This window comes from Microbacterium hominis, assembly GCF_013282805.1.
Taxonomy (GTDB): Bacteria; Actinomycetota; Actinomycetes; order Actinomycetales; family Microbacteriaceae; genus Microbacterium; species Microbacterium hominis_B.
Genome location: NZ_CP054038.1, coordinates 2,310,544 through 2,331,140, shown reverse-complemented (window position 1 = coordinate 2,331,140; position 20,597 = coordinate 2,310,544). Strand labels below are relative to the sequence as shown.

22 protein-coding genes, 1 tRNA gene, 1 rRNA gene and 1 pseudogene are annotated in these 20,597 nt (G+C 70.9%); 21 read left to right on the top strand and 4 right to left on the bottom strand.

Annotated elements, in window-relative coordinates; all coding sequences use genetic code 11:
* Nucleotides 1–63: 63 nt before the first annotated feature.
* The 18 genes and pseudogenes from rrf (at nt 64) to der (ending at nt 16,773) form a co-directional block, all read left to right on the top strand.
* Nucleotides 64–180 (top strand): 5S ribosomal RNA (rrf, locus tag HQM25_RS10605).
* A 90-nt stretch (nt 181–270) separates the two neighbouring features.
* The gene (locus HQM25_RS17840; protein WP_172990202.1) at nt 271–1,671 is read left to right on the top strand and encodes a primosomal protein; all 1,401 of its coding nucleotides are present in this window, start codon (nt 271–273) and stop codon (nt 1,669–1,671) included.
* Nucleotides 1,671–2,711 carry an HAD-IIA family hydrolase gene (locus HQM25_RS10595; protein ID WP_172990201.1) on the top strand — a complete coding sequence of 347 codons (1,041 nt, stop codon included), beginning with the start codon at nt 1,671–1,673 and terminating at the stop codon, nt 2,709–2,711. The genes HQM25_RS17840 and HQM25_RS10595 overlap by 1 nt, the downstream gene beginning before the upstream one ends.
* Nucleotides 2,712–2,752: 41 nt before the next feature.
* Entirely contained in the window at nt 2,753–2,914 is a 162-nt protein-coding gene (locus tag HQM25_RS10590; protein ID WP_172990200.1) for a hypothetical protein, read from the top strand.
* Nucleotides 2,911–3,711 carry a TlyA family RNA methyltransferase gene (locus tag HQM25_RS10585; RefSeq protein ID WP_172990199.1) on the top strand — a complete coding sequence of 267 codons (801 nt, stop codon included), beginning with the start codon at nt 2,911–2,913 and terminating at the stop codon, nt 3,709–3,711. Before HQM25_RS10590 ends, HQM25_RS10585 begins: the two co-directional genes overlap by 4 nt.
* Complete coding sequence (locus HQM25_RS10580; RefSeq protein WP_172990198.1) at nt 3,708–4,640, top strand: NAD kinase; 933 nt, start codon at nt 3,708–3,710, stop codon at nt 4,638–4,640. Before HQM25_RS10585 ends, HQM25_RS10580 begins: the two co-directional genes overlap by 4 nt.
* Nucleotides 4,637–6,343, top strand: a complete 1,707-nt coding sequence (gene recN / locus HQM25_RS10575; RefSeq protein WP_172990197.1) for a DNA repair protein RecN — start codon at nt 4,637–4,639, stop codon at nt 6,341–6,343. The genes HQM25_RS10580 and recN overlap by 4 nt, the downstream gene beginning before the upstream one ends.
* Nucleotides 6,344–6,360: 17 nt before the next feature.
* The gene (locus tag HQM25_RS10570) at nt 6,361–8,049 is read left to right on the top strand and encodes a CTP synthase (protein ID WP_172990196.1); all 1,689 of its coding nucleotides are present in this window, start codon (nt 6,361–6,363) and stop codon (nt 8,047–8,049) included.
* Complete coding sequence (locus HQM25_RS10565; RefSeq protein WP_254359276.1) at nt 8,042–8,665, top strand: NUDIX domain-containing protein; 624 nt, start codon at nt 8,042–8,044, stop codon at nt 8,663–8,665. Before HQM25_RS10570 ends, HQM25_RS10565 begins: the two co-directional genes overlap by 8 nt.
* Nucleotide 8,666: 1 nt before the next feature.
* Nucleotides 8,667–9,572, top strand: a complete 906-nt coding sequence (gene xerD / locus HQM25_RS10560) for a site-specific tyrosine recombinase XerD (protein WP_172990195.1) — start codon at nt 8,667–8,669, stop codon at nt 9,570–9,572.
* A gap of 16 nt (nt 9,573–9,588) precedes the next feature.
* Complete coding sequence (locus HQM25_RS10555; RefSeq protein ID WP_172990194.1) at nt 9,589–10,200, top strand: vitamin K epoxide reductase family protein; 612 nt, start codon at nt 9,589–9,591, stop codon at nt 10,198–10,200.
* Nucleotides 10,201–10,241: 41 nt separating this feature from the next.
* Entirely contained in the window at nt 10,242–11,168 is a 927-nt protein-coding gene (locus HQM25_RS10550; protein WP_438803598.1) for a ParA family protein, read from the top strand.
* Nucleotides 11,152–11,994: a segregation and condensation protein A gene (locus HQM25_RS10545; RefSeq protein WP_438803597.1), complete on the top strand. Its 843-nt coding sequence runs from the start codon at nt 11,152–11,154 to the stop codon at nt 11,992–11,994. The genes HQM25_RS10550 and HQM25_RS10545 overlap by 17 nt, the downstream gene beginning before the upstream one ends.
* A complete protein-coding gene (gene scpB, locus HQM25_RS10540) occupies nt 11,984–12,613 on the top strand; it encodes an SMC-Scp complex subunit ScpB (RefSeq protein ID WP_254359275.1) in 630 nt (209 codons plus the stop codon). The genes HQM25_RS10545 and scpB overlap by 11 nt, the downstream gene beginning before the upstream one ends.
* Nucleotides 12,610–13,410 (top strand): pseudouridine synthase, encoded by an 801-nt coding sequence (locus tag HQM25_RS10535; protein ID WP_172990193.1) that lies wholly within the window; start codon nt 12,610–12,612, stop codon nt 13,408–13,410. Before scpB ends, HQM25_RS10535 begins: the two co-directional genes overlap by 4 nt.
* Nucleotides 13,407–14,533, top strand: a pseudogene (locus tag HQM25_RS10530) (prephenate dehydrogenase). Before HQM25_RS10535 ends, HQM25_RS10530 begins: the two are co-directional and overlap by 4 nt.
* Nucleotides 14,526–15,254 carry a (d)CMP kinase gene (gene cmk, locus HQM25_RS10525; protein WP_172990192.1) on the top strand — a complete coding sequence of 243 codons (729 nt, stop codon included), beginning with the start codon at nt 14,526–14,528 and terminating at the stop codon, nt 15,252–15,254. Before HQM25_RS10530 ends, cmk begins: the two are co-directional and overlap by 8 nt.
* Nucleotides 15,244–16,773, top strand: a complete 1,530-nt coding sequence (gene der / locus HQM25_RS10520; RefSeq protein WP_172990191.1) for a ribosome biogenesis GTPase Der — start codon at nt 15,244–15,246, stop codon at nt 16,771–16,773. Before cmk ends, der begins: the two co-directional genes overlap by 11 nt.
* A 46-nt stretch (nt 16,774–16,819) precedes the next feature.
* Here the strand turns inward: der and HQM25_RS10515 are convergent, their stop codons facing one another.
* The gene (locus HQM25_RS10515; RefSeq protein ID WP_172990190.1) at nt 16,820–17,236 is read right to left on the bottom strand and encodes a GNAT family N-acetyltransferase; all 417 of its coding nucleotides are present in this window, start codon (nt 17,234–17,236) and stop codon (nt 16,820–16,822) included.
* Between the two features lie 105 nt (nt 17,237–17,341).
* Between HQM25_RS10515 and HQM25_RS10510 the strand changes: the two genes are divergently transcribed.
* The gene (locus tag HQM25_RS10510) at nt 17,342–18,244 is read left to right on the top strand and encodes an NUDIX hydrolase (RefSeq protein ID WP_172990189.1); all 903 of its coding nucleotides are present in this window, start codon (nt 17,342–17,344) and stop codon (nt 18,242–18,244) included.
* A gap of 42 nt (nt 18,245–18,286) precedes the next feature.
* Here the strand turns inward: HQM25_RS10510 and HQM25_RS10505 are convergent, their stop codons facing one another.
* The 3 genes from HQM25_RS10505 to HQM25_RS10495 all read right to left on the bottom strand — a co-directional run bounded on the left by HQM25_RS10505 (nt 18,287) and on the right by HQM25_RS10495 (nt 19,990).
* On the bottom strand, nt 18,287–18,646 hold the full coding sequence (locus HQM25_RS10505; protein WP_172990188.1) for an RNA-binding S4 domain-containing protein: 360 nt from the start codon (nt 18,644–18,646) through the stop codon (nt 18,287–18,289).
* Complete coding sequence (locus tag HQM25_RS10500) at nt 18,643–19,344, bottom strand: lysoplasmalogenase (protein ID WP_172990187.1); 702 nt, start codon at nt 19,342–19,344, stop codon at nt 18,643–18,645. Before HQM25_RS10500 ends, HQM25_RS10505 begins: the two co-directional genes overlap by 4 nt.
* 64 nt (nt 19,345–19,408) lie before the next feature.
* Nucleotides 19,409–19,990 carry a GNAT family N-acetyltransferase gene (locus HQM25_RS10495; protein ID WP_172990186.1) on the bottom strand — a complete coding sequence of 194 codons (582 nt, stop codon included), beginning with the start codon at nt 19,988–19,990 and terminating at the stop codon, nt 19,409–19,411.
* 110 nt (nt 19,991–20,100) lie between these two features.
* On the opposite strand from HQM25_RS10495, the gene HQM25_RS10490 reads away from it, so the two are divergent.
* Nucleotides 20,101–20,174: transfer RNA gene (locus HQM25_RS10490), tRNA-Pro, on the top strand.
* A gap of 182 nt (nt 20,175–20,356) precedes the next feature.
* On the top strand, nt 20,357–20,596 hold the full coding sequence (locus tag HQM25_RS10485; RefSeq protein ID WP_172990185.1) for a helix-turn-helix transcriptional regulator: 240 nt from the start codon (nt 20,357–20,359) through the stop codon (nt 20,594–20,596).
* The last annotated feature ends 1 nt before the right edge of the window (nt 20,597 follow it).

Below are 20,597 nucleotides of genomic sequence, written 5' to 3'. Positions count from 1 at the left end.
TACGGTCGGGACACCGCAACAACAACATCTTTTGTTATTGCACACCGGAAACATCAATAGTGTTTCGGCGGCCATAGCGAGAGGGAAACGCCCGGTCCCATCCCGAACCCGGAAGCTAAGCCTCTCAGCGCCGATGGTACTGCAGGGGGGACCCTGTGGGAGAGTAGGACACCGCCGGACTTCCATTACCGAAATGGCCACCCAACGCAGGGTGGCCATTTCGCGTTAACAGCGATTGTCAGACTGATCGCGAACGGGGAGGATCGAGACATGGCAGACGACGAGCCGCGCACGGAGCGACAGGGCGACGGTCGGCGTACGGATCGACGTCCTCCTCGCGACGCAGAGAAGCGCCCCTACGTGAAGCGCGACGGGGACAAGAAGCCCTATCAGAAGCGTGATGGCGACAAGAAGCCGTATCAGAAGCGTGATGGTGAGCAGCGCTCGTACGTGAAGCGTGACGGCGACCAGCGTCCCTACGCCAAGCGCGATGGTGACCGGAAGCCCTACCAGAAGCGCGATGGTGAGCAGCGCCCGTACGAGAAGCTCGACGGCGACAAGAAGCCGTACCAGAAGCGTGACGGTGAACAGCGTTCCTACGCGAAGCGCGATGGTGACCGGAAGCCGTACGCGAAGCGCGATGGTGAGCGGCGCCCGTATCAGAAGCGCGATGGTGAGCAGCGCCCGTACGAGAAGCGCGACGGCGACAAGAAGCCGTACCAGAAGCGTGACGGTGAACAGCGTTCCTACGCGAAGCGCGATGGTGACCGCAAACCCTATGAGAAGCGCGACGGATTCTCGTCGCGGTCGCCGCGCCCGACGCGCGGCGGGGCCGACCGGCCCGACCGCGCGATGCGCGAAGGCGAGATCCGTCCGGTGCGCGCGCGCCACGACGACCCGGTGATCCCCGAAGAGGTCACCGCGCGCGACCTGCACCCGAGTGCGCGCAACGAGCTGAAGACCCTCAGCAAGGAGAACGCCGACGCCGTCGCGCGACACCTCGCGATGGCCGCGCAGCTGATCGACGAAGACCCGGCGCTCGCCCACCAGCACGCGATCTCCGCGTCGCGCCGAGCAGGCCGCATCGCGGTCGTGCGCGAAACCCTGGCGATCACCGCGTACGCGACCGGCGACTTCGCCCTCGCTCTGCGGGAACTGCGGACGTACCGCCGAATCTCCGGCCGTGATGACCAGATCGCGCTGATGGTCGACAGCGAGCGCGGCGTCGGCCGCCCCGATCGCGCCCTCGAGGTCGGGCGCGACGTCGACCGTGCGGCCCTCCCCACCGCCGTGCGTGTGGAGCTGGCCATCGCCATGTCGGGCGCGCGCCTCGATCTCGATCAGCCGGACCGTGCGCTTCTCGAGCTCGACATCCCCGAGCTCGATCCGGATCGCGCCTTCGAATGGAGCCCCGCGCTGTTCGGCGCGCGTGCCGCCGTGCTCGAAGAGCTGGGACGCGTCGACGAGGCCGACGAGTGGGCCCGCCGCGCCGTGATCGCCGCCGAGGCGCTCGACGACGCGAGCGGACTCGACGACCTCGAGACGGTCGTCGTGGAGGAGATCGAGGAGATCGAGCTCGACGACGAGGTGATCACGGAGACCTCCACCGGCGGCATCCCGATCGCCGATGTCGCCGGCGACGACGCGGACACGTCGGAGACGACCGACTGATGGGCCTGTTCTCGCGCCGGCAGTCGTCGACGCCGACGCCGCTCGACGGCGTCGACGTCGTGCTCGCCGACCTCGATGGGGTCGTCTACGCCGGCGCCGGGCCCCTGCCGCACGCGGTGGAGAGTCTCACCGGCGCCGGTGAGAGCCGACGCCTCGGCTACATCACCAACAACGCGTCGCGCACCGACGCGTCGGTGGCGGCGCACCTGAGCGAACTCGGTCTGCAGACCGCCGCGGAGGAGGTCGTCACCAGCCCGCAGGCGGCGATGCGCCTGCTCGCGACCCGTGTCGCGCCGGGGTCGACGATCCTCGTCGTGGGCGGGGAGGGACTGGTCGTCGAGGCGGAGAAGTCCGGCTACATCGTGACCCGCTCGGCCGATGACGCACCCGCCGCCGTCGTGCAGGGCTTCGCCCCGGAGGTCGGGTGGACGCACCTGGCCGAGGCCGCCTTCGCACTGAAGGTCCCCGAGGAGGAGGGCGGGATCCCCTGGATCGCGACCAACACCGACTGGACAATTCCGCAGTCGCGCGGCGTCGCTCCAGGCAACGGCACGCTCGTGTCGGCGGTGCACACGGCGATCGGACGCTTGGCGACGGTCGCCGGCAAGCCCGAGACGCCGATCTTCGAGGAGGCCGTCGCGCGGTTCGGCGCGTCGGCGCCGCTCTTCCTCGGCGACCGTCTCGACACCGACATCCTCGGCGCCAATCGCGCGGGCATCCCGTCGGCCTTGGTGCTCACCGGCATCGACCGTCCGAAGCACCTGCTGGCGGCGCCCGCGGGCTCGCAGCCGACGTACGTGCTCTCCGACCTGCGAGAACTGCACGAGCCCTACCCGCAGACGATCGTGCGCGATGGCGTGGTCAGCGTGGGAGGCGCGTCGGTGCGGATCGACGGTCCCGACGTGACGATCCTGGCGGCGGGGGAGCGGCAGATCGATCTGCTCCGCGCCGGCGCCGCCGCGATCTGGCAGACCGGCCGCGCGATCTTCGGCTTCCGTGTGCCCGAGGCGCTCTACGCGGATCCCTTCCACCGCCCGTGATTCGCCGCTCGCCGGCATCCACGTCGTCCTATCCTGAGGGGATGGACGACACCGACTCCCGCGCGGACGAGACCGACGACCTGCTCTCGGCGCTCGAGGTGATCGAGGAGCAGCCGCTCGCCGACCGCGCGGCCGCGTATGCGTCGCTCCATGATGAGTTCGCCCGCAGGCTCGAGTCCGCGCCCGGTGCCCGGTCGGCATGACGGAACGGCTCGATGCGGCGCTCGCGACTCGAGGCCTCGCGCGCTCGCGCACCCATGCGGCGCAGCTGATCGCCGACGGCGTGGTGTCGGTCGACGGGCGGCCGGTCGTGAAGCCCTCCGTGCGCGTGGCCGATGACGCGGTGATCGAGGTCGACGGCGGCGACCATTACGTCAGCCGCGCCGCCCACAAGCTCGTCGCGGGACTCGATGCGTTCGGCATCGTCGTCGAGGGGCGGGTCGCCCTCGACATGGGGGCGTCGACGGGCGGATTCACGCAGGTGCTGCGCGAGCGCGGCGCCGAACCCGTCATCGCCGTCGACGTCGGCCACGGTCAGCTCGCCCCGTCGATCTCACGCGATCCGGGCGTGGTCTCGATCGAGGGGTTCAACGTGCGGTACATGACCCCGGCCTCACTCGCGCAGGCGAGCGGGGTGGATGCCGCGCCCGGCCTGATCACGGGCGACCTGTCCTTCATCTCCCTGTCGCATGTGCTGCCGGCGGCGCGCGCCGTCGCCGCGGCCGGGGCCGATCTCGTACTTCTCATCAAGCCGCAGTTCGAAGTCGGCCGCACGGCGGTCAAAGGCGGGCTGGTCACCGACGCGGCGCTGCGCGCGGATGCGGTCGCGGGCGTGCTGTGGGCGGCGTGGGATGCGGGCCTCGGCACGTGCGGCATCGTCTCCTCCCCGATCCTGGGCACGCACGGCAACGCCGAGTACATCGCGCATCTCGCGCCGGGGCGCGGCGCCAATCCGACAGAATGGTTGAGCACTGTGAACCGACTGACGGGGAGTCCATGACCAACGCCGATCGCAGCATCCTCGTGGTGGCCCACGCGGGACGCGCCGACACGGTGCACGCGGCCTCGCGGGTGATCTCCGCGCTGCGCGAGGCCGGCGCCCGACCGGTGCTCGCCGCCGACGATCGTGCCGACCTGGCGGCCGTCGAACCCGCCCTCGCCGATGTCGCGGTGCTGGTCGACGACGTGCCCGTCGACGAGATCGAGCTGGCCATCGTGCTCGGCGGCGACGGCACGATCCTGCGCGCGGCGGAACTTGTGCGCGAGGGCACCGCTCCGGTGCTCGGCATCAACATGGGCCACGTCGGGTTCCTCGCCGAGATCGAGCGTGACGACATGGACGACGCGGTGCACCGCGTCATCGCGCGCGACTACTCGGTCGAAGATCGCATGGCGTTGCACGTGCGGGTGAAGGATGCCGACGACCAGGCCGTCTACGAGACGTGGGCCCTCAACGAGGCGACCGTCGAGAAAGCGAGCCGGGAGCGCATGCTCGAGGTGGTCATCGAGGTCGACGGCCGCCCCCTTTCGACGTTCGGATGCGACGGCGTGGTGGTCTCGACCCCGACAGGGTCGACCGCCTACAACTTCTCCGCCGGCGGCCCGGTGATCTGGCCGACGGTCGAGGCGATCGCGGTCGTGCCGCTGTCGGCCCACGCGCTGTTCGCCAAGCCGCTCGTCGTCGGCCCCGACCACGCGGTCGCGATCGAGCTGCTCGAGCGCACCAACGGCACCGGCATCCTGTGGTGCGACGGCCGTCGCTCGCACGACCTGCCGGCCGGCGCCCGGGTCTCGGTGCGCCGCTCCACGCGTCCGGTGCGCCTCGCGCGCCTGCATCCGGCCGCATTCACCGATCGCCTGGTCCGCAAGTTCCGGCTTCCCGTCGAAGGGTGGCGCGGCCCCAGCTCCACCAACGGGGGTGTCGCGTGATCGAGGAGATGCGCCTGCGCGACCTCGGCGTGATCGCCGAGGCGACGCTGCCGATCGGTCCCGGCTTCACCGCCATCACCGGCGAGACCGGTGCCGGCAAGACCATGGTCGTGACCGGCCTCGGTCTGCTGCTGGGCCAGCGGGCCGATGTCGGCGCCGTGCGCGCCGGGGCGCCGCAGGCCAGCGTCGACGGGGTCTGGATCGTTCCCGACACCGGTCCGGTCGCCGACCGCGTGCGCGAAGCCGGCGGCGACCTCGAGCCCCTCGGGGCGGGGCGCGCCGAGCTCCTCGTCGGTCGCACGATCTCCGGCGAGGGCCGCAGCCGCGCGTCGGTCGGCGGCCGCCAGGCACCCGCCGGGGTGCTCGCCGACCTCGCCGACGAGCTGGTGGTGGTGCACGGGCAATCCGATCAGCTCCGGCTGAAGTCGGCGGCGGCGCAGCGCGACGCGCTCGACCGCTTCGGCGGCGACGCCGTGGCCGTGGCGCTCGCGCGGTACCGGACGGCCTTCGAGGCATGGCGGGCGCTCGACCGCGAACTCGGCGAGCTGCAGACCGACCTCGACGCCCGCGCCCGCGAGGCGGCCGACCTGCGGGTGGCCATCGCCGAGGTCGAGCAGGCGGCGCCGGTCGCCGGCGAAGACGGCGAGCTCGCGCTGCGGGCTGAGCGCCTCTCCCACGTCGAAGAGCTGCGGCTGGCGGCGGCGACCGCGCACGGGGCGCTCTCCGGCGACGCCGATGTGCCCGAGGCGCCCGACGCCTCCACGCTCATCGCCGATGCCCGGCGCGCGCTCGACCGCGCGGCCGACCGCGACCCTGCCCTCGCCGAGTTCGCCGCACAGGCTGCCGAGGTGGGCTACCGTATCGCGGACCTCGCGGCCGGGGTCGCCGGCTACCTCGCCGACCTCGACGAGGCGGGGCCGCACGAGCTCGCCGCCGTCGAGGAGCGCCGTGCTGTGCTGGCGTCGCTGGTGCGCGCCCACGGGTCGCTGGATACCGCGCTCGACCTGCTCGCGAGCGGGTCGGCTCGCCTCATGGAGCTCGAAGACGACGGCGACCGCATCGAGCGGCTCACGCGCGAACGCGAGGCGGCCACCGCCGCCCTCGATGATGCGGCGGCCGCCCTCACCGCGGCCCGCACCGACGCCGCGCAGCGGCTCGGTGCGCTCGTGACCGAGGAGCTGCGGGCCCTTGCGCTCCCCGACGCGCGCATCGAGGTCGCCGTGACCCCCGCCACGCCCACCCCGGCGGGGCGCGACGAGGTCACGATCCTGCTCGCGCCGCACCCCGGCTCGTCGCCGAGACCGGTGTCGAAGGGCGCGTCGGGCGGCGAGCTCAGCCGGGTCATGCTCGCGATCGAGGTCGTGATCGCGGGCGTCGATGCCGTTCCGACGTTCGTGTTCGACGAGGTGGATGCCGGCATCGGCGGCGCCGCGGCGATCGAGGTGGGGCGGCGCCTGGCGCGCCTCGCCGAGTCGGCGCAGGTGATCGCGGTCACCCATCTCGCGCAGGTGGCCGCGTTCGCCACCAATCACCTGAGCGTCGTGAAGGCCAGTGACGGCTCCGTGACGGCATCCGATGTCCGACGCCTCGAGGGCGCCGATCGCGAGGCCGAGATGGCGAGGCTGCTGTCGGGTATGCCCGATTCGGATGCCGCCCTGACACACGCACGTGAGTTGCTCAGCATTCCCGCACACGTCGACTGATAGGATAAAAGCCCGTGATGCAGACTTCAGCAGCGGCCCATTCGAACGACACCACCCGGCACATCTTCGTGACCGGAGGTGTCGTTTCCTCGTTGGGGAAGGGACTCACGGCGGCGAGCCTGGGCAACCTCCTCACGGCGCGAGGGCTTCGCGTGGTCATGCAGAAGCTCGACCCGTACCTGAACGTCGACCCGGGCACGATGAACCCGTTCCAGCACGGCGAGGTGTTCGTCACCGACGACGGTGCCGAGACCGATCTCGATATCGGCCACTACGAGCGCTTCCTCGACATCGAGCTGAGCCAGGCCGCGAACGTGACGACCGGTCAGATCTACTCGCAGGTCATCGCCAAGGAGCGCCGTGGCGAATACCTCGGCGACACCGTGCAGGTGATCCCGCACATCACCGACGAGATCAAGCGGCGCATGCGTCTGCAGGCCGACGAGTCGCCCAAGCCCGACGTGATCATCACCGAGATCGGCGGAACGGTCGGCGACATCGAGTCGCAGCCGTTCATCGAGTCGGCACGTCAGATCCGGCACGAGCTGGGTCGCGGCAACGTGTTCTTCGTGCACGTCTCGCTGGTGCCGTTCATGGGCGCATCGGGCGAGCAGAAGACCAAGCCCACGCAGCACTCGGTGGCGGCGCTGCGCTCCATCGGCATCCAGCCCGACGCGCTCGTGCTGCGCAGCGACCGGCCGGTCACCGACGCGAACAAGCGCAAGATCGCGCTCATGTGCGACGTCGACGAGGATGCCGTGGTCAACGCCGTCGACGTGCCGAGCATCTACGACATCCCCACCATGCTCAACGGCCAGGGCCTCGACGAGTACATCGTGCGCGCGCTCGGACTCGACAAGGCGAACGAGGTCGACTGGACGCGCTGGAGCAAGGTGCTCCAGGCCGTGCACAACCCCAAGCACGAGGTCACGATCGGCCTGGTCGGCAAGTACATCGATCTTCCCGACGCCTACCTCTCGGTCACCGAGGCGCTCAAGGCCGGCGGGTTCGCGCAGGAGACGAAGGTCAATGTCACCTGGATCGCGTCCGATCAGTGCGAGACGCCCGAGGGCGCGGCCAAGGCGCTCGGCGGCATCGACGGCATCGTCGTGCCGGGCGGGTTCGGCATCCGCGGCATCGAGGGCAAGATCGGCGCGCTGAAGTTCGCGCGCGAGCAGGGAATCCCGACCCTCGGCATCTGTCTCGGCCTCCAGTGCATGGTGATCGAGTACGCCCGCCACGTCGCCGGCATCGAGGGCGCCTCGTCGAGCGAGTTCGACCCCGACACCACCCACCCGGTGATCGCCACGATGGAGGAGCAGATCGACATCCTCGAGGCGGGCGACATGGGCGGCACGATGCGCCTGGGCCTCTACCCGGCGGCACTGGCCGAAGGGTCGATCGCGGCCGAGGTCTACGGCGCCACGACCGCGTCGGAGCGCCACCGCCACCGGTACGAGGTGAACAACCGCTACCGCGACCAGATCGCCGACGCCGGGCTCTGGTTCTCGGGTCTGAACCCCGACCTCGACCTCGTCGAGTACATCGAGCTGCCGCGCGACGTGCACCCGTACTACATCGCGACCCAGGCCCACCCCGAGCTGCGCTCGCGGCCGACCTCGGCGAACCCGCTGTTCCGCGGTCTCGTCGGCGCCGCGGTCGAGCGTCACCGTTCGAGCGAGCTGTTCGACGTCGAGAATGACTGAGCGGATGCCGCGCGCGGCGTCCGGACTGCGGGACGAGCCCGTCGAGGCCGAGGTGGTCGACAGCGAGCTCGTCTACGAGGGGCGCGTGTGGGATGTGCGCAGCGACACGATCCGCTACGGCGATGAGCAGATCGTCCGCCAGTACGTCGATCACCCCGGCGCCGCGGCCGTGATCGCGATCGACGAGCAGGACCGCGTGCTGCTCATCCAGCAGTATCGGCACCCGATCCGCCATCGCGACTGGGAGGTGCCGGCGGGACTGCTCGATGTGGCGGGGGAGCCGCCGATCGAGACGGCGGCGCGCGAACTCGCCGAGGAGGCGGACCTCGTCGCGGCCTCGATCGAGCCGCTCGTGAGCATCTTCACGACCCCGGGCGGCAACGACGAGATCGTGCACCTGTTCCTGGCCCGCGACCTGTCGGCGGCCCCCGACACGCACGCGCGTGAGCAGGAGGAGGCCGACATCCGCCTCGAGTGGGTGCCGCTGGCCGACGCCGTGGCGGGGGTGCTCGAGGGGCGCCTGCGCAACGGCATCCTCGCGGTGGGCGTGCTCGCGGCGGCGCAGCGCCTCGCCGGCGGCGCCGCGGTCGAGCCGGAGCGACTCGCGGGCAGCTGACGTGCAGCTCGACGACGCGCTCGACGCCTACCTGCGGCACGTGTCGATCGAGCGCGGCCTGTCCGACCACACGGTCGCGGCCTATCGGCGGGACCTCGCGTCGTACCTCGAGTGGCTCGGCGCGCAGGGCATCGGCCAGACGTCGGAGGTGACGCCGGCGGTGGTCGCCGCCTACGCCGCGGAGCGCGCGCGGGCGGAGCCGCCGGTGGCGGCATCCACTCTCGCGCGGCTCCAGTCGTCGGTGCGCGGGCTGCACCGGTTCCTCGTGCGCGAGGGCATCGAGCCCGACGACCCGTCGTCGCGGCTGCGGCCCCCCACACAGCCGCAGCGCCTGCCGAAGGCGCTCACGATCGACCAGGTCGAGCGACTCCTCGAGGCGGCCGGGCACGAGGGCGACCTGATCGGCCTGCGCGACCGGGCCCTGCTGGAGCTGCTGTACGCGACGGGCGCCCGCGTGTCCGAGGCGGTGCAGCTCGACGTCGACGACGTCTCCCACGGCGAGGTGCTGCGGCTGCGCGGCAAGGGATCGAAGGAGCGCATCGTGCCGGTCGGGTCGTACGCGCGGGCGGCGGTCGACGCGTACCTCACGCGCGCGCGGCCGGAGCTGGCCCGCCGCGGTAAGGCCGGCCCGAAGCTGTTCCTGGGCGCACGGGGCGCGCCGCTGTCGCGGCAGAGTGCGTGGCTCGTGATCCAGGGCGCCGCCGAGCGCGCGCAGCTGAAGGCCCATGTCTCGCCGCACACCCTGCGGCACTCGTTCGCGACGCACCTGCTGCAGGGCGGCGCCGACGTGCGGGTGGTGCAGGAGCTGCTCGGTCACGCCTCGGTGGCCACCACCCAGATCTACACGCACGTGAGCGTCGATGCCCTGCGCGATGTCTACGCGACCTCGCATCCGCGGGCACGGTAGGAGTACGCTCTGTGGTATGACCACGGAGCAGAATGCGGCGGTGCCGACGCTGCGGCCCCCGACCGGCCTCGCGATCTTCTGGATCGTCGCGGCGGCACTGGCCTGGATCGTCTCGTTCCTGCTCTATCTCGAGTACATCGGCCAACTCACCGACGAGGCGCCCCTCATCACCTGCACGTTCAGCGTCGTCGTCACCTGCGGACCGAACCTGCTCTCCCCGGCGGGCAACCTGCTCGGGTTCACGAACGCGATCATCGGCATCACGATGTTCCTCGGTCCGATCTACGCCGGCATCAGCGCGCTGGCGGCCCCGGCGGGGCTGCGTCTCTGGTACTGGCGCGTCTTCGGACTGTTCCTGCTCGGCGGATTCCTGCTCGTGCACATGTTCGCGTACCGCAGCGTGTTCGAGTTCGGCTCCCTGTGCCCCTGGTGCATGGTCGTGTGGCTGGCGACGATCCCGCTGTTCTGGTTCTCCCTCGGGTGGATGCTGCGCGACGGCGTGTGGGGGCGGCCGCGCGCCCTCGGCGCGACCATCCTCACGTGGGCGCCGCTCATCACGGTCGTGAACTACGCGATCATCGCGATCGCCGCCCAGGTGCGCCTGGACGTGCTCGGGTCGCTGTTCTGAGGCCGCCGACCCGGGGCGGCTCCCGGGGAGAGGCCCCCGCCATGACTAGAATCGTGGACGACATGGCGAAGGCAGGAGAGTCGGTGGCGGGCAGCAAGCGGGGCGCGACGAAGGCCTCAGACGAGGACACCCTGATCGGCCCCACCGGTCGTCCGTACCAGGGCTTCGCCACCCCTCCCAAGCTCGAGGGCACGGGACCTGCGCGCATCATCGCGATGTGCAACCAGAAGGGCGGCGTCGGCAAGACGACCAGCACCATCAATCTCGCCGCGGCGCTGGCCGGCTACGGCCGCAAGGTGCTCGCCGTGGATTTCGACCCTCAGGGTGCGCTCTCGGCCGGGCTCGGCATCCAGACGCATGACATCCCGACGATCTACGACATCCTCCTCGACGGCAAGCGCGACCCGCGCGATGTGATCGTCAAGGCGTCCGTCGAGAACCTCGACGTGATCCCCGCGAACATCGACCTGTCGGCCGCCGAGGTGCATCTCGTCAACGAGGTGGCCCGGGAGCAGACGCTCTCCCGCGCCCTGCTGAAGGTCAAGGGCGACTACGACGTCATCCTCATCGACTGCCAGCCGTCGCTGGGCCTGCTCACCGTGAACGCGCTCACCGCGAGCCACGGCGTGATCATCCCGCTGGAGTGCGAGTTCTTCGCGCTGCGCGGAGTGGCGATGCTCATCGAGACCATCGACAAGGTGCGCGACCGCCTGAACCCCACGATCCGGCTCGACGGTGTTCTTGCGACGATGTACGACCCGCGCACGCTGCACTCCCGCGAGGTGCTCGAGCGCGTGGTCGAGGCGTTCGGCGACGACGTGCTCGAGACCGTCATCGGGCGCACGGTGAAGTTCCCCGACGCGTCGGTGTCGGGCATGCCGATCACCGAGTTCGCCCCCGAGCACGCGGCCGCCCAGGCCTACCTGCGGCTCGCGCGGGAGCTGGTCGCCCGTGGTGCCGTCGCCTGAGGCCGACATCGCGTCGCCGGACGGGGGATCCCCGACTGAGCCCGAAGGGCGCTTCCGGGTCTCGCTGTCGAACTTCGACGGCCCGTTCGATCTGCTCCTGACCCTCATCACCTCGCACGAACTCGACATCACCGAGGTGTCGCTGTCGAAGGTGACCGACGAGTTCATCGCCTATCTGCGCATGGCCGAGTCGGCGGAGGAGCTCGATGAGGCATCCGAGTTCCTCGTCGTCGCCGCGACTCTCCTCGACATGAAGGTGGCGGGCCTGCTCCCGCAGGGGGAGCTGGTGGATGCCGAGTCCGTCGCCCTGCTCGAGGCTCGCGATCTGCTCTTCGCGCGCCTGCTGCAGTACCGGGCGTTCAAGGAGGTCTCGGCGTGGTTCGCCCGCTGCCTCCAGCGCGAGGAGCGCCGCCATGTGCGCGCGGTGCGGCTCGACGAGAAGTACCGCCGCGCGGTGCCGGAGCTCGTGTGGACCCTCAGCGCCGACGACTTCGCGGCGCTCGCCGTCGTGGCGATGACGCCCAAGGAGATCCCGCACGTCGGTCTCGACCACCTGCACGCGCCGTTGGTGAGCATCCGCGAGCAGGCCGCCGTGGTCGTCACCCTGCTGCGCGATCGCGGGGCGATGAACTTCCGCGAGATCGTGGCGGGCGTCGCGCAGACGGGGGTCGTGGTCGCGCGCTTCCTCGCGGTGCTCGAGCTCTACCGCCATGCCGCGCTGTCGTTCGAGCAGATCGAGCCGCTCGGTGAGCTCACGCTGCGCTGGACCGCCGAACGGTGGTCGGATGAGAACCTCGCCACGTTGGGAGCCGACTATGACCGCTGACGACCGACTCGCCGCACCGGGGGAGGCGCCGGAGACCTCCGACACCCCGCAGCCGCCGGTGGTGACCGACGTCGCCCGGCGTCTCGAGGCGATCCTGTTGATCGTCGACGAGCCGCAGAGCCTCGTGGCGCTCGCCACGGCGGTCGCCGCGCCGGTGCCCGCCGTGCGCCAGGCGATCGAGGGGCTGGTCGCCGACTACGACGGGCTCACCGGCGGTCCGCGCCGCGGGTTCGAGCTGCGCGAAGTGGGCGGCGGGTGGCGCCTGTACGTGCGCGAGGAGCACGACGCCCTCATCAGCGAGTTCGTGAACGCCCAGGCGCCGTCGCGCCTCTCGCAGGCGGCGCTCGAGACCCTCGCGGTGATCGCCTACAAACAGCCGGTGACACGCAGCCAGGTGGCATCCATCCGTGCGGTCAATGTCGACTCCGTGGTGCGCACGCTCCTGGCGCGCGGCCTGATCACCGAGCTGTTCGCCGACAGTGAGACGGGCGCGATCAACTACGGCACGACCGACGCTCTGCTGGTGCAGCTGGGCATCAACTCGCTCGACGAGCTGCCACACATCTCCCCGCTGCTCGACGACGGGGCTTCCGGATTCGACGAGGAGGTGCGCCGATGAGCGACGCGCAGAACGAGGGTCAGCGGCTGCAGAAGGTGCTCGCGCATGCGGGCGTCGCCTCGCGCCGGGTGGCCGAGCAGATGATCGTCGAGGGACGGGTGCGGGTCAACGGCGTGATCGTGACGGAGCTCGGCTCCCGCATCGATCCCGACAACGACCTCGTCGATGTCGACGGCACCGCGGTGCAGCTCGACCAGTCCAAGCGCTACGTCATGCTCAACAAGCCGACCGGCATCGTGAGCACGATGAAGGACGAACGGGGCCGACCCGATCTGCGCCGCTTCACGAAGGACTACGAGGAGCGCCTGTACAACGTCGGGCGCCTGGATGCCGAGACGAGCGGACTGCTCGTGCTCACCAACGACGGCGAGCTCGCCCACGTGCTCGCCCACCCGTCGTTCGGGGTGACCAAGGTCTACATCGCGAAGGTGGAGGGGCGCGTCACCCCGCAGACGATCGCCCGTCTCACACGCGGGCTCGACCTGGAGGACGGCCCGATCGCGGCCGACAAGGCGCGGCTGCTGGATGCCTCGGCGCAGGGTGCCTCCGTGCAGGGCTCGTCACTCGTCGAGCTGACGCTGCACTCCGGACGCAACCGCATCGTCCGGCGCATGATGGCCGAGGTCGGGCATCCGGTCATCGACCTCGTGCGGCGGCAGTTCGGCCCGCTGCACCTGGGAACTCTCCCAGTCGGACGCACCCGCGAATTGACTACAGTGGAACGCGGTGCGCTGATGACTCTCGCGCGCCAGGGGGCGGATTCTGACTCGCCCTCGGGGGACCAGGAGACACAGTGACCGACTCGATCGCCGCGCCCGCGCGCGCCCGCGTGGCTGCGCGCGTGTCCGGCACGGTGCGCGTCGTCGGTGCGGGCCTGCTCGGCTCGAGCATCGGCCACGCCCTGTCGAACCTCGGCATCGACGTCGCCCTCGACGACACGTCACCCGCCCAGCTGCGCCTGGCCGTCGATTACGGCGCCGGCCGCGCGGCCCGTGACGACGACGCGCCCGCGCTCATCGTGGTGGCGGTGCCGCCCGACGTGACCGCGGCGGTGATCGAGCGTGAGCTCGCCCGATTCCCCGACGCGGTCGTCACCGACGTCGCGAGCGTCAAGCTCGAGCCGCTGCAGACTCTGCGCGCCCGGGGTGTGGACATCTCCCGCTACATCGGCTCGCACCCGCTGGCCGGTCGGGAGCGCGGCGGGGCGATCGCCGCCCGCGCCGACATCTTCATCGGCCGCCCGTGGGTGGTCTGCCGCGACGAGGAGACGGCGCCGTCCGACCTCGCGCTGGTGGAGGGCCTCGCCCTCGATCTCGGTGCGATGCCCGTGGAGATGACCCCGAAGACCACGACCGCGCGGTCGCGCTCACCTCGCACGTGCCGCAGCTGGTCGCGAGCCTGCTCGCCGGCCGCTTCGTCGACGCGCCGGAGGGCTCGCTGGGCCTGGCCGGTCAGGGCGTGCGCGACACGACCCGCATCGCGGCATCCGCGCCCGAGCTGTGGGTGCAGATCCTCGGCGCGAACGCGGCCCCCGTGGTCGACGTGCTCGATCAGCTGGCCGGAGACCTGGCCGTGGTGGCCGACGCCCTGCGCGCGCCGGAGGCGCCGGGGTCGCGCCGGTCGGTCGCCGACACGATCCGCCGCGGCAACGAGGGCGTCGAGCGCCTTCCGGGCAAGCACGGCCAGAACCGCCGCTTCGAGACGATCGTCGTCATGGTCGACGACACCCCGGGGCAGCTGGGCCGCCTGTTCGGCGAGCTCGGCGACCTCGACGTGAATGTGGAAGACCTGCGCCTGGAGCACTCTCCGGGCGCGCAGTTCGGCCTGGCCGAGATCAGCGTGGTACCCAGCGCTGTCCGCCGGGCCGTCGACGGGCTTCACGCCCGCGGATGGAAGATTGCGAGCACCACCAATGACTGACCACCCGACCGCGTCGCCGGTCGCGAACGGCGAGACGATCGTCGTCGCGATCGACGGCCCCGCCGGCAGCGGCAAGTCGAGCGTGTCCAAGCAGGCGGCGCGCCGCCTCGGCTTCGGCTACCTCGACACCGGTGCCGCCTACCGCGCGCTCGCGTGGCACGCGCTCGAGCACGGCGTCGACACCTCCGATGCGGCATCAGTGCTCGACATCGCCGGCTCGTTCGACTTCTCGATCTCGCTCGACCCCGACGCCTACTGGGTGCGCGTGGGCGACACCGATGTGACCGCCGCGATCCGCGAGACGCGGGTGTCGGATGCCGTGAGCGGCGTCGCCCGTGTGCCGGCGCTGCGCCAGTCGGCGTCGGCGCTGTTCCGCGCGCTGGTGGCGGCATCCGGTCGTCCCGGCGTCATCGTCGAGGGTCGCGACATCACCACCGTCGTCGCCCCCGACGCGCCCGTGCGCATCCTGCTGACCGCGGCGCCCGAGGTGCGCGCGGCCCGGCGCAGCCTCGAGCTGACCGGTCATGACGCCTCGACGGTCGCCGCCGCGCTGCACCGGCGCGACGCGTCGGACTCCGGCGTCGTCGACTTCCTCACCGCAGCACCGGGCGTGTCGGTGGTCGACTCGACCGAACTCGACTTCGATGGAACCGTGGATGCCGTGCTCGAGGTCATCGAGTCGGCCCTCGCGACGGCGACGGGAGCGCGTGATGGCAACTGAGAGCACCGAAGAGTACGAGGCCGGCGAGGACAACCTGGCCGACACCCTCGCTCACCTCGACGATGAGCTCGTCGAGCAGCGTGCGGCGGCCCTGCGCGCGAGCCTGTCGGATTACGAGCTCGACGACGAAGACGCCGCACTGCTGGGCGACGTCGAGTTCGGCGAGGACGGCATCGAGTACCACCCGGCCCTGCCGGTGGTCGCGATCGTCGGCCGCCCGAACGTCGGCAAGTCCGCGCTGGTGAACCGCATCCTCGGCCGACGCGAAGCCGTCGTCGAGGACACCCCGGGGGTGACGCGCGACCGCGTCACCTACAAGGCCGAGTGGATGGACCGCCGCTTCTCGCTGGTCGACACCGGCGGCTGGGCGCCCGATGCCAAGGGCATCGACCGCTCCGTGGCCGCGCAGGCCGAGGTCGCGATCGATCTCTGCGACGTCGTGATGTTCGTCGTCGATGCGATGGTCGGCGCCACCTCGACCGACGAGCACGTCGTCCGCCTGCTGCGCAAGAGCGGCAAGCCGGTCTTCCTCGTCGCCAACAAGATCGACGACACCCGCCAGGAGCCCGAGGCCGCCGCGCTGTGGAACCTCGGTCTCGGCGAGCCGCACCCCGTGTCGGCCATCCACGGCCGCGGTGTCGCCGACCTCCTCGACGAGGTCATGAAGGCGCTTCCCGAGGTGTCGGCCGTCGCGGGCCGCGAGATCGGCGGCCCGCGCCGCGTCGCGATCCTCGGCCGCCCGAACGTGGGCAAGTCGTCGCTGCTGAACAAGGCCGCCGGTGAAGAGCGCGTCGTCGTGAACGACCTCGCCGGCACCACCCGCGACCCGGTCGACGAGATCGTCGAGCTCGGGGGCAAGATGTGGCGCTTCGTCGACACCGCGGGCATCCGCCGCCGTGTGCACCTGCAGCAGGGTGCCGACTTCTACGCCTCGCTGCGCACGTCGGCCGCCCTCGAGAAGGCCGAGGTCGCGGTGGTCGTGATCGACGTCTCCCAGTCGATCAGCGTGCAGGACCTGAACATCATCGATCTCGTGCTCGAGTCGGGCCGTGCGCTCGTGCTGGCGTTCAACAAGTGGGATCGCCTGGGCGACGACGACATGGAGAACATGGACCGTCGCCGTTACCTCGAGCGCGAGATCGAGCAGGATCTGGCGCACGTCGCCTGGGCGCCGCGCGTCAACATCTCCGCGCGCACCGGCCGTCATCTCGAGAAGCTCGTGCCCGCGCTCGAGACGGCTCTCGCATCGTGGGACCAGCGCATCCCCACCGGCAAGTTCAACGCGTTCCTCAGCGAGCTCGTCGCCGAGCACCCGCACCCGCTGCGCGGCGGCAAGCAGCCTCGCATCCTGTTCGGCACGCAGGCGGGCACGCGTCCGCCGACCTTCGTGCTCTTCACGACCGGTTTCCTCGACCCGGGCTACCGCCGCTTCGTGCAGCGCCGCCTGCGCGAGCTGTACGGCTTCGAAGGCACGCCGATCGTCATCAACATGCGCGTGCGGGAACGGCGACAGCGCTGACCGTGTGAGAAGGGGTGGATGCCGCGTGGCGCGGCATCCACCCCTTTCACGTTCCCCACAGAGCGGGGCGGACCATCGCCGTCGCATCGGGCTCGGCGAAGCCGAACCGTCGGTACATCCCGTGGGCGTCGCCGGTGAAGAGGGTCCAGCGCATGCGCGCGCCGGGGCCCTCGTCGATCATGCGGCGCACGATGCCGGTGCCGAGGCCGTGACCACGGTGCTCGTCGATCACGAAGACGTCGGCGAGGTAGGCGAAGGCGACCCCATCCGACACCGCGCGGGCGAAGCCGACCTGCGCACCGGTGTCGGGGCGGTACGCGCCGACCACGCGCCAGGCCGTGCGCAGCTGCGTGTCGATGTCGGCGCGGGTGCGCCAGCGGCCCCAGTAGGCCTCGGTCGACAGCCACTGCCAGACCACCTCGCGCTGGATGCGCGCGGGATCGTCGTCGAGTTCGTAGTCCATCGGGCCATTGTGGCGTGCGGCGGTTCGGGTGGAACCGAGCCGCTTCGGAAGTCGTGGACCGGACGGCGGCGCCGGGGTCGTGCGCCGGTGTGAAAGGCTGGCGTGGTGACGATCGAGCCGTTGGAGCCGGGCGGTCCGCGTCGCCCGCACGGGCCGCGCGACCCCGGCGATGCCTGGGTGGTCGCGCCGTCGGGGGAGCGGTACTGGGGCCGCTTCGGCGCGGCGGGCCTGCTGGCCGTGGATGCCGACCGCGGCGTACTGCTGCAGCACCGCGTGTCGTGGAGCCACTTCGGCGGCACCTGGGGTCTTCCGGGCGGCGCGCGCCATGAGGGCGAGTCCGCGTGCGACGGTGCGCTGCGTGAGGCCACGGAGGAGGCCGGTGTGCCGGTGGGAGCAGTGCGGCCGCACTTCACGAGCGTGTTCGAGCTCGGGTACTGGAGTTACACCACCCTCGTCGCCGATGTCGTCACGCCGTTCGAGCCGGCGATCTCCGACCCCGAGAGCGTCGAGCTGTCGTGGGTGCCGGCGTCGTCGGTCGTGGAGTATCCGCTTCACCCGGGGTTCGGGGAGGCATGGCCGACGCTGCGGGCGCTGCTGTCGGTTCGACCGGCGGTTGTCGTCGATGTGGCGAACGTCATGGGTGCGGTGCCTGACGGCTGGTGGCGGGATCGCGCCGGCGCGGCGTCGCGACTGGTTGCGCGTCTCGGCGCGCTCGCGGTGCGCGGTGTTCCCTCGAGCGCTATGGAACTTCCCGCTCACACATGGTTTCCGGAGTGGACGGCGGTCGTCGAGGGGGAAGCCCGTGGTGTGGATGCCGGCACCTCAGCCGTCACGGTCGTCGCGGCACCGGGGTCCGGCGACGACGCCGTCGTCGCCGCAGCATCCGACCTGATCGCGCGCGGACGCCAGGTGACGGTGGTCACGAGCGACCGCGAGCTGGTCGCCCGGGTCGCCGACCTCGGCGCGTCGGCGCGGGGCGCACGGTGGCTGCTCGATCTGCTGACGTAAGGCTCGCGCGCGGCGTCGGGCTGAGCGAAGGTGGGACAGGCCTCAGTCGCGGCCGCGGAGGCGGTCGATCTCTCGCCGTTCGCGCTTGGTGGGGCGGCCGGCGCCACGGTCGCGCTGGGCGAGGAGCGCGACGGGCTCGCGCGGCGGCGTGCGTTCGTCGACGGCCTCGGCGGCGACCGGTGCGCCGACGCGCTTTGTGAGGAGCTGCTTGACGACGAGGATTCGATCGAAGCCGCTGATGCGCACGCGCAGTTCGTCGCCGATGCGCACAGGCTGCGCGGCCTTCGCGCGCTCGCCGTTGACGCGCACGTGACCGGCGCGGCACGCCGTCGTCGCCGCCGAGCGGGTCTTGTAGACCCGCACCGCCCAGAGCCACGCGTCGACACGCACAGTGCCGCTCATACCGTGGCCTCCCGTGGTGCGGGGGGTGCGGCATCCACGCGACCCGCGCGCAGCGAGAGGACGGCGCCCGTGGCGAGCAGGCCCTGGCCGAGGCAGTAGGTGAGCATGACCGCGCCGCTCGCCCACGCGGGGATGACGCTGGGCAGGAAGATCTCGAACGCCAGGATCGTGTCGGAGGTCAGGAAGAATGCGCCGCCCCACACGATGAGCGGACGGCAGCGGGATGCCGCGACGGCGGTTCCGCCGAGCACGAGACCGTACACCGCGATCGCCGGGAGCAGGGCGCCGGCATGGGGCCAGAGAACTGCCAGCAGGACGCCGTACCAGAGGGCGTACACGAGCGCCCACGCGGGGACCGGGCGCACGGCGAGGCGCCGCCAGAAGATCCAGATGTACCCGAGGTGTGCGAGGCCGAAGAACAGGAGCATGAGCGGCAGGGTCGGGGCGAAGGGGAAGAACAGTCCCGCTTCGTCGCCGAGCCACGAGAACCCGAGGGCGGCGAACAGGATTCCGCCGGTGAGACCGAGGCGGGTGCCGCGGAGCATCCACCACACCGCGAACGCGAGCGCCGGCATGAGGAGCGCCTTGGTCGGGGTCGAGACCGCATCGTCGTGCGCGAAGCGCGCCGTGACGTGCACAAGGGACACGACGACGTAGGGGATGAGGGCGTAGAAGGATGCGAGGCGCAGCCGCGACATGGTTCTCCTCGTCGAGAGCGGACGACTTATCGTCGCACGTCGCACGACGGCATCGCGCACAGCGTCAGAGCGTGAGCGACACCACCGCCAGATCGGTGCGCGGACGCCCGACCTCGCGGAAACCCGCGTCTTCGAACGTCGACAGCACGCCATGGAAGAGCTCGTTCGGCGAGCGCTTGCGCCCGGATGCCGGATCGAACGGATACGCCTCGACCACCCGTGCTCCGCCCGCGCGCGCGAAGTCGACGGCTGCCTCGAGGAGACGTGCGTTGAGACCGGTGCCGCGATGCTCCTTGCGCACGACGAAGCACGACACAGCCCACACCGTCTCGTCCTCCCACGGCTCCTTCGACGTGGCCGTGAAGTTCTTGGTGCGACCCAGCCGCACCTGGCGTGTGCGCGGCCCGACGCGCACCCAACCCGCCGCCTCGCCGTCGACGTAGGCGATGAGCGCCGGCGGAGGGCCGGCATCGATCTCGTCGCGGAGCAGCTCGAGGCGCTCGTCGGCACTCGTCTTCTGCCACTCCGCGTTGGTGATCGTCCACCACTGGCACTGGCAGCTGCGCCCGTCGCCGCCACCGGAGAAAGCGTGCTGGGCGTCGTCGAAGCGCGCGGGAGTCGCCGGTTCGATCGTGATCTGAGCCATGCGATGAACGTACCCGGGGGGTGCGACACGCGCGAGCGTGCGGCCCCGGTTCGCGGTGGGGTTCGCGACCAGGTAGGATAGGGGAGTTGTCCGAGCGCGAGCGAAGACATCGGGATGTGGCGCAGCTTGGTAGCGCACTTGACTGGGGGTCAAGGGGTCGCAGGTTCAAATCCTGTCATCCCGACGGAAGAGTCCCGGGAACCTAAGGGTTCCCGGGACTTCTTAGTTGGTGAAACTTGACCACGTCATCGCAATGCCATCGAATTGACCGCTCTGGCGCCCTGTCGCGGCGCGAAGTCTCGACTGACTCGACTTCGCTCCGGTTGCCTCCGAACGGTGGGGCGACGAACCGCGCACCTAGTAGGCATGGACGCAGTAGACAACCTGACGCTCGAGCTCTGGGGGCTGGAAAGACTCCTCAATATCAACGAGCTCGCCGCCTATCTTCGCGTCCCTGTGTCGACCATCTACGAGTGGCGGACGAAGGGGCAGGCGCCTCTCGCGCATCGCTACGGGAAGCATCTGACATTCGCGGCCGCGGATGTGCGGGCTTGGGTCGCCGCGCACAGGGAGACGGACGGGCCGCTGTCCGCCGCCTCGCGGTGAC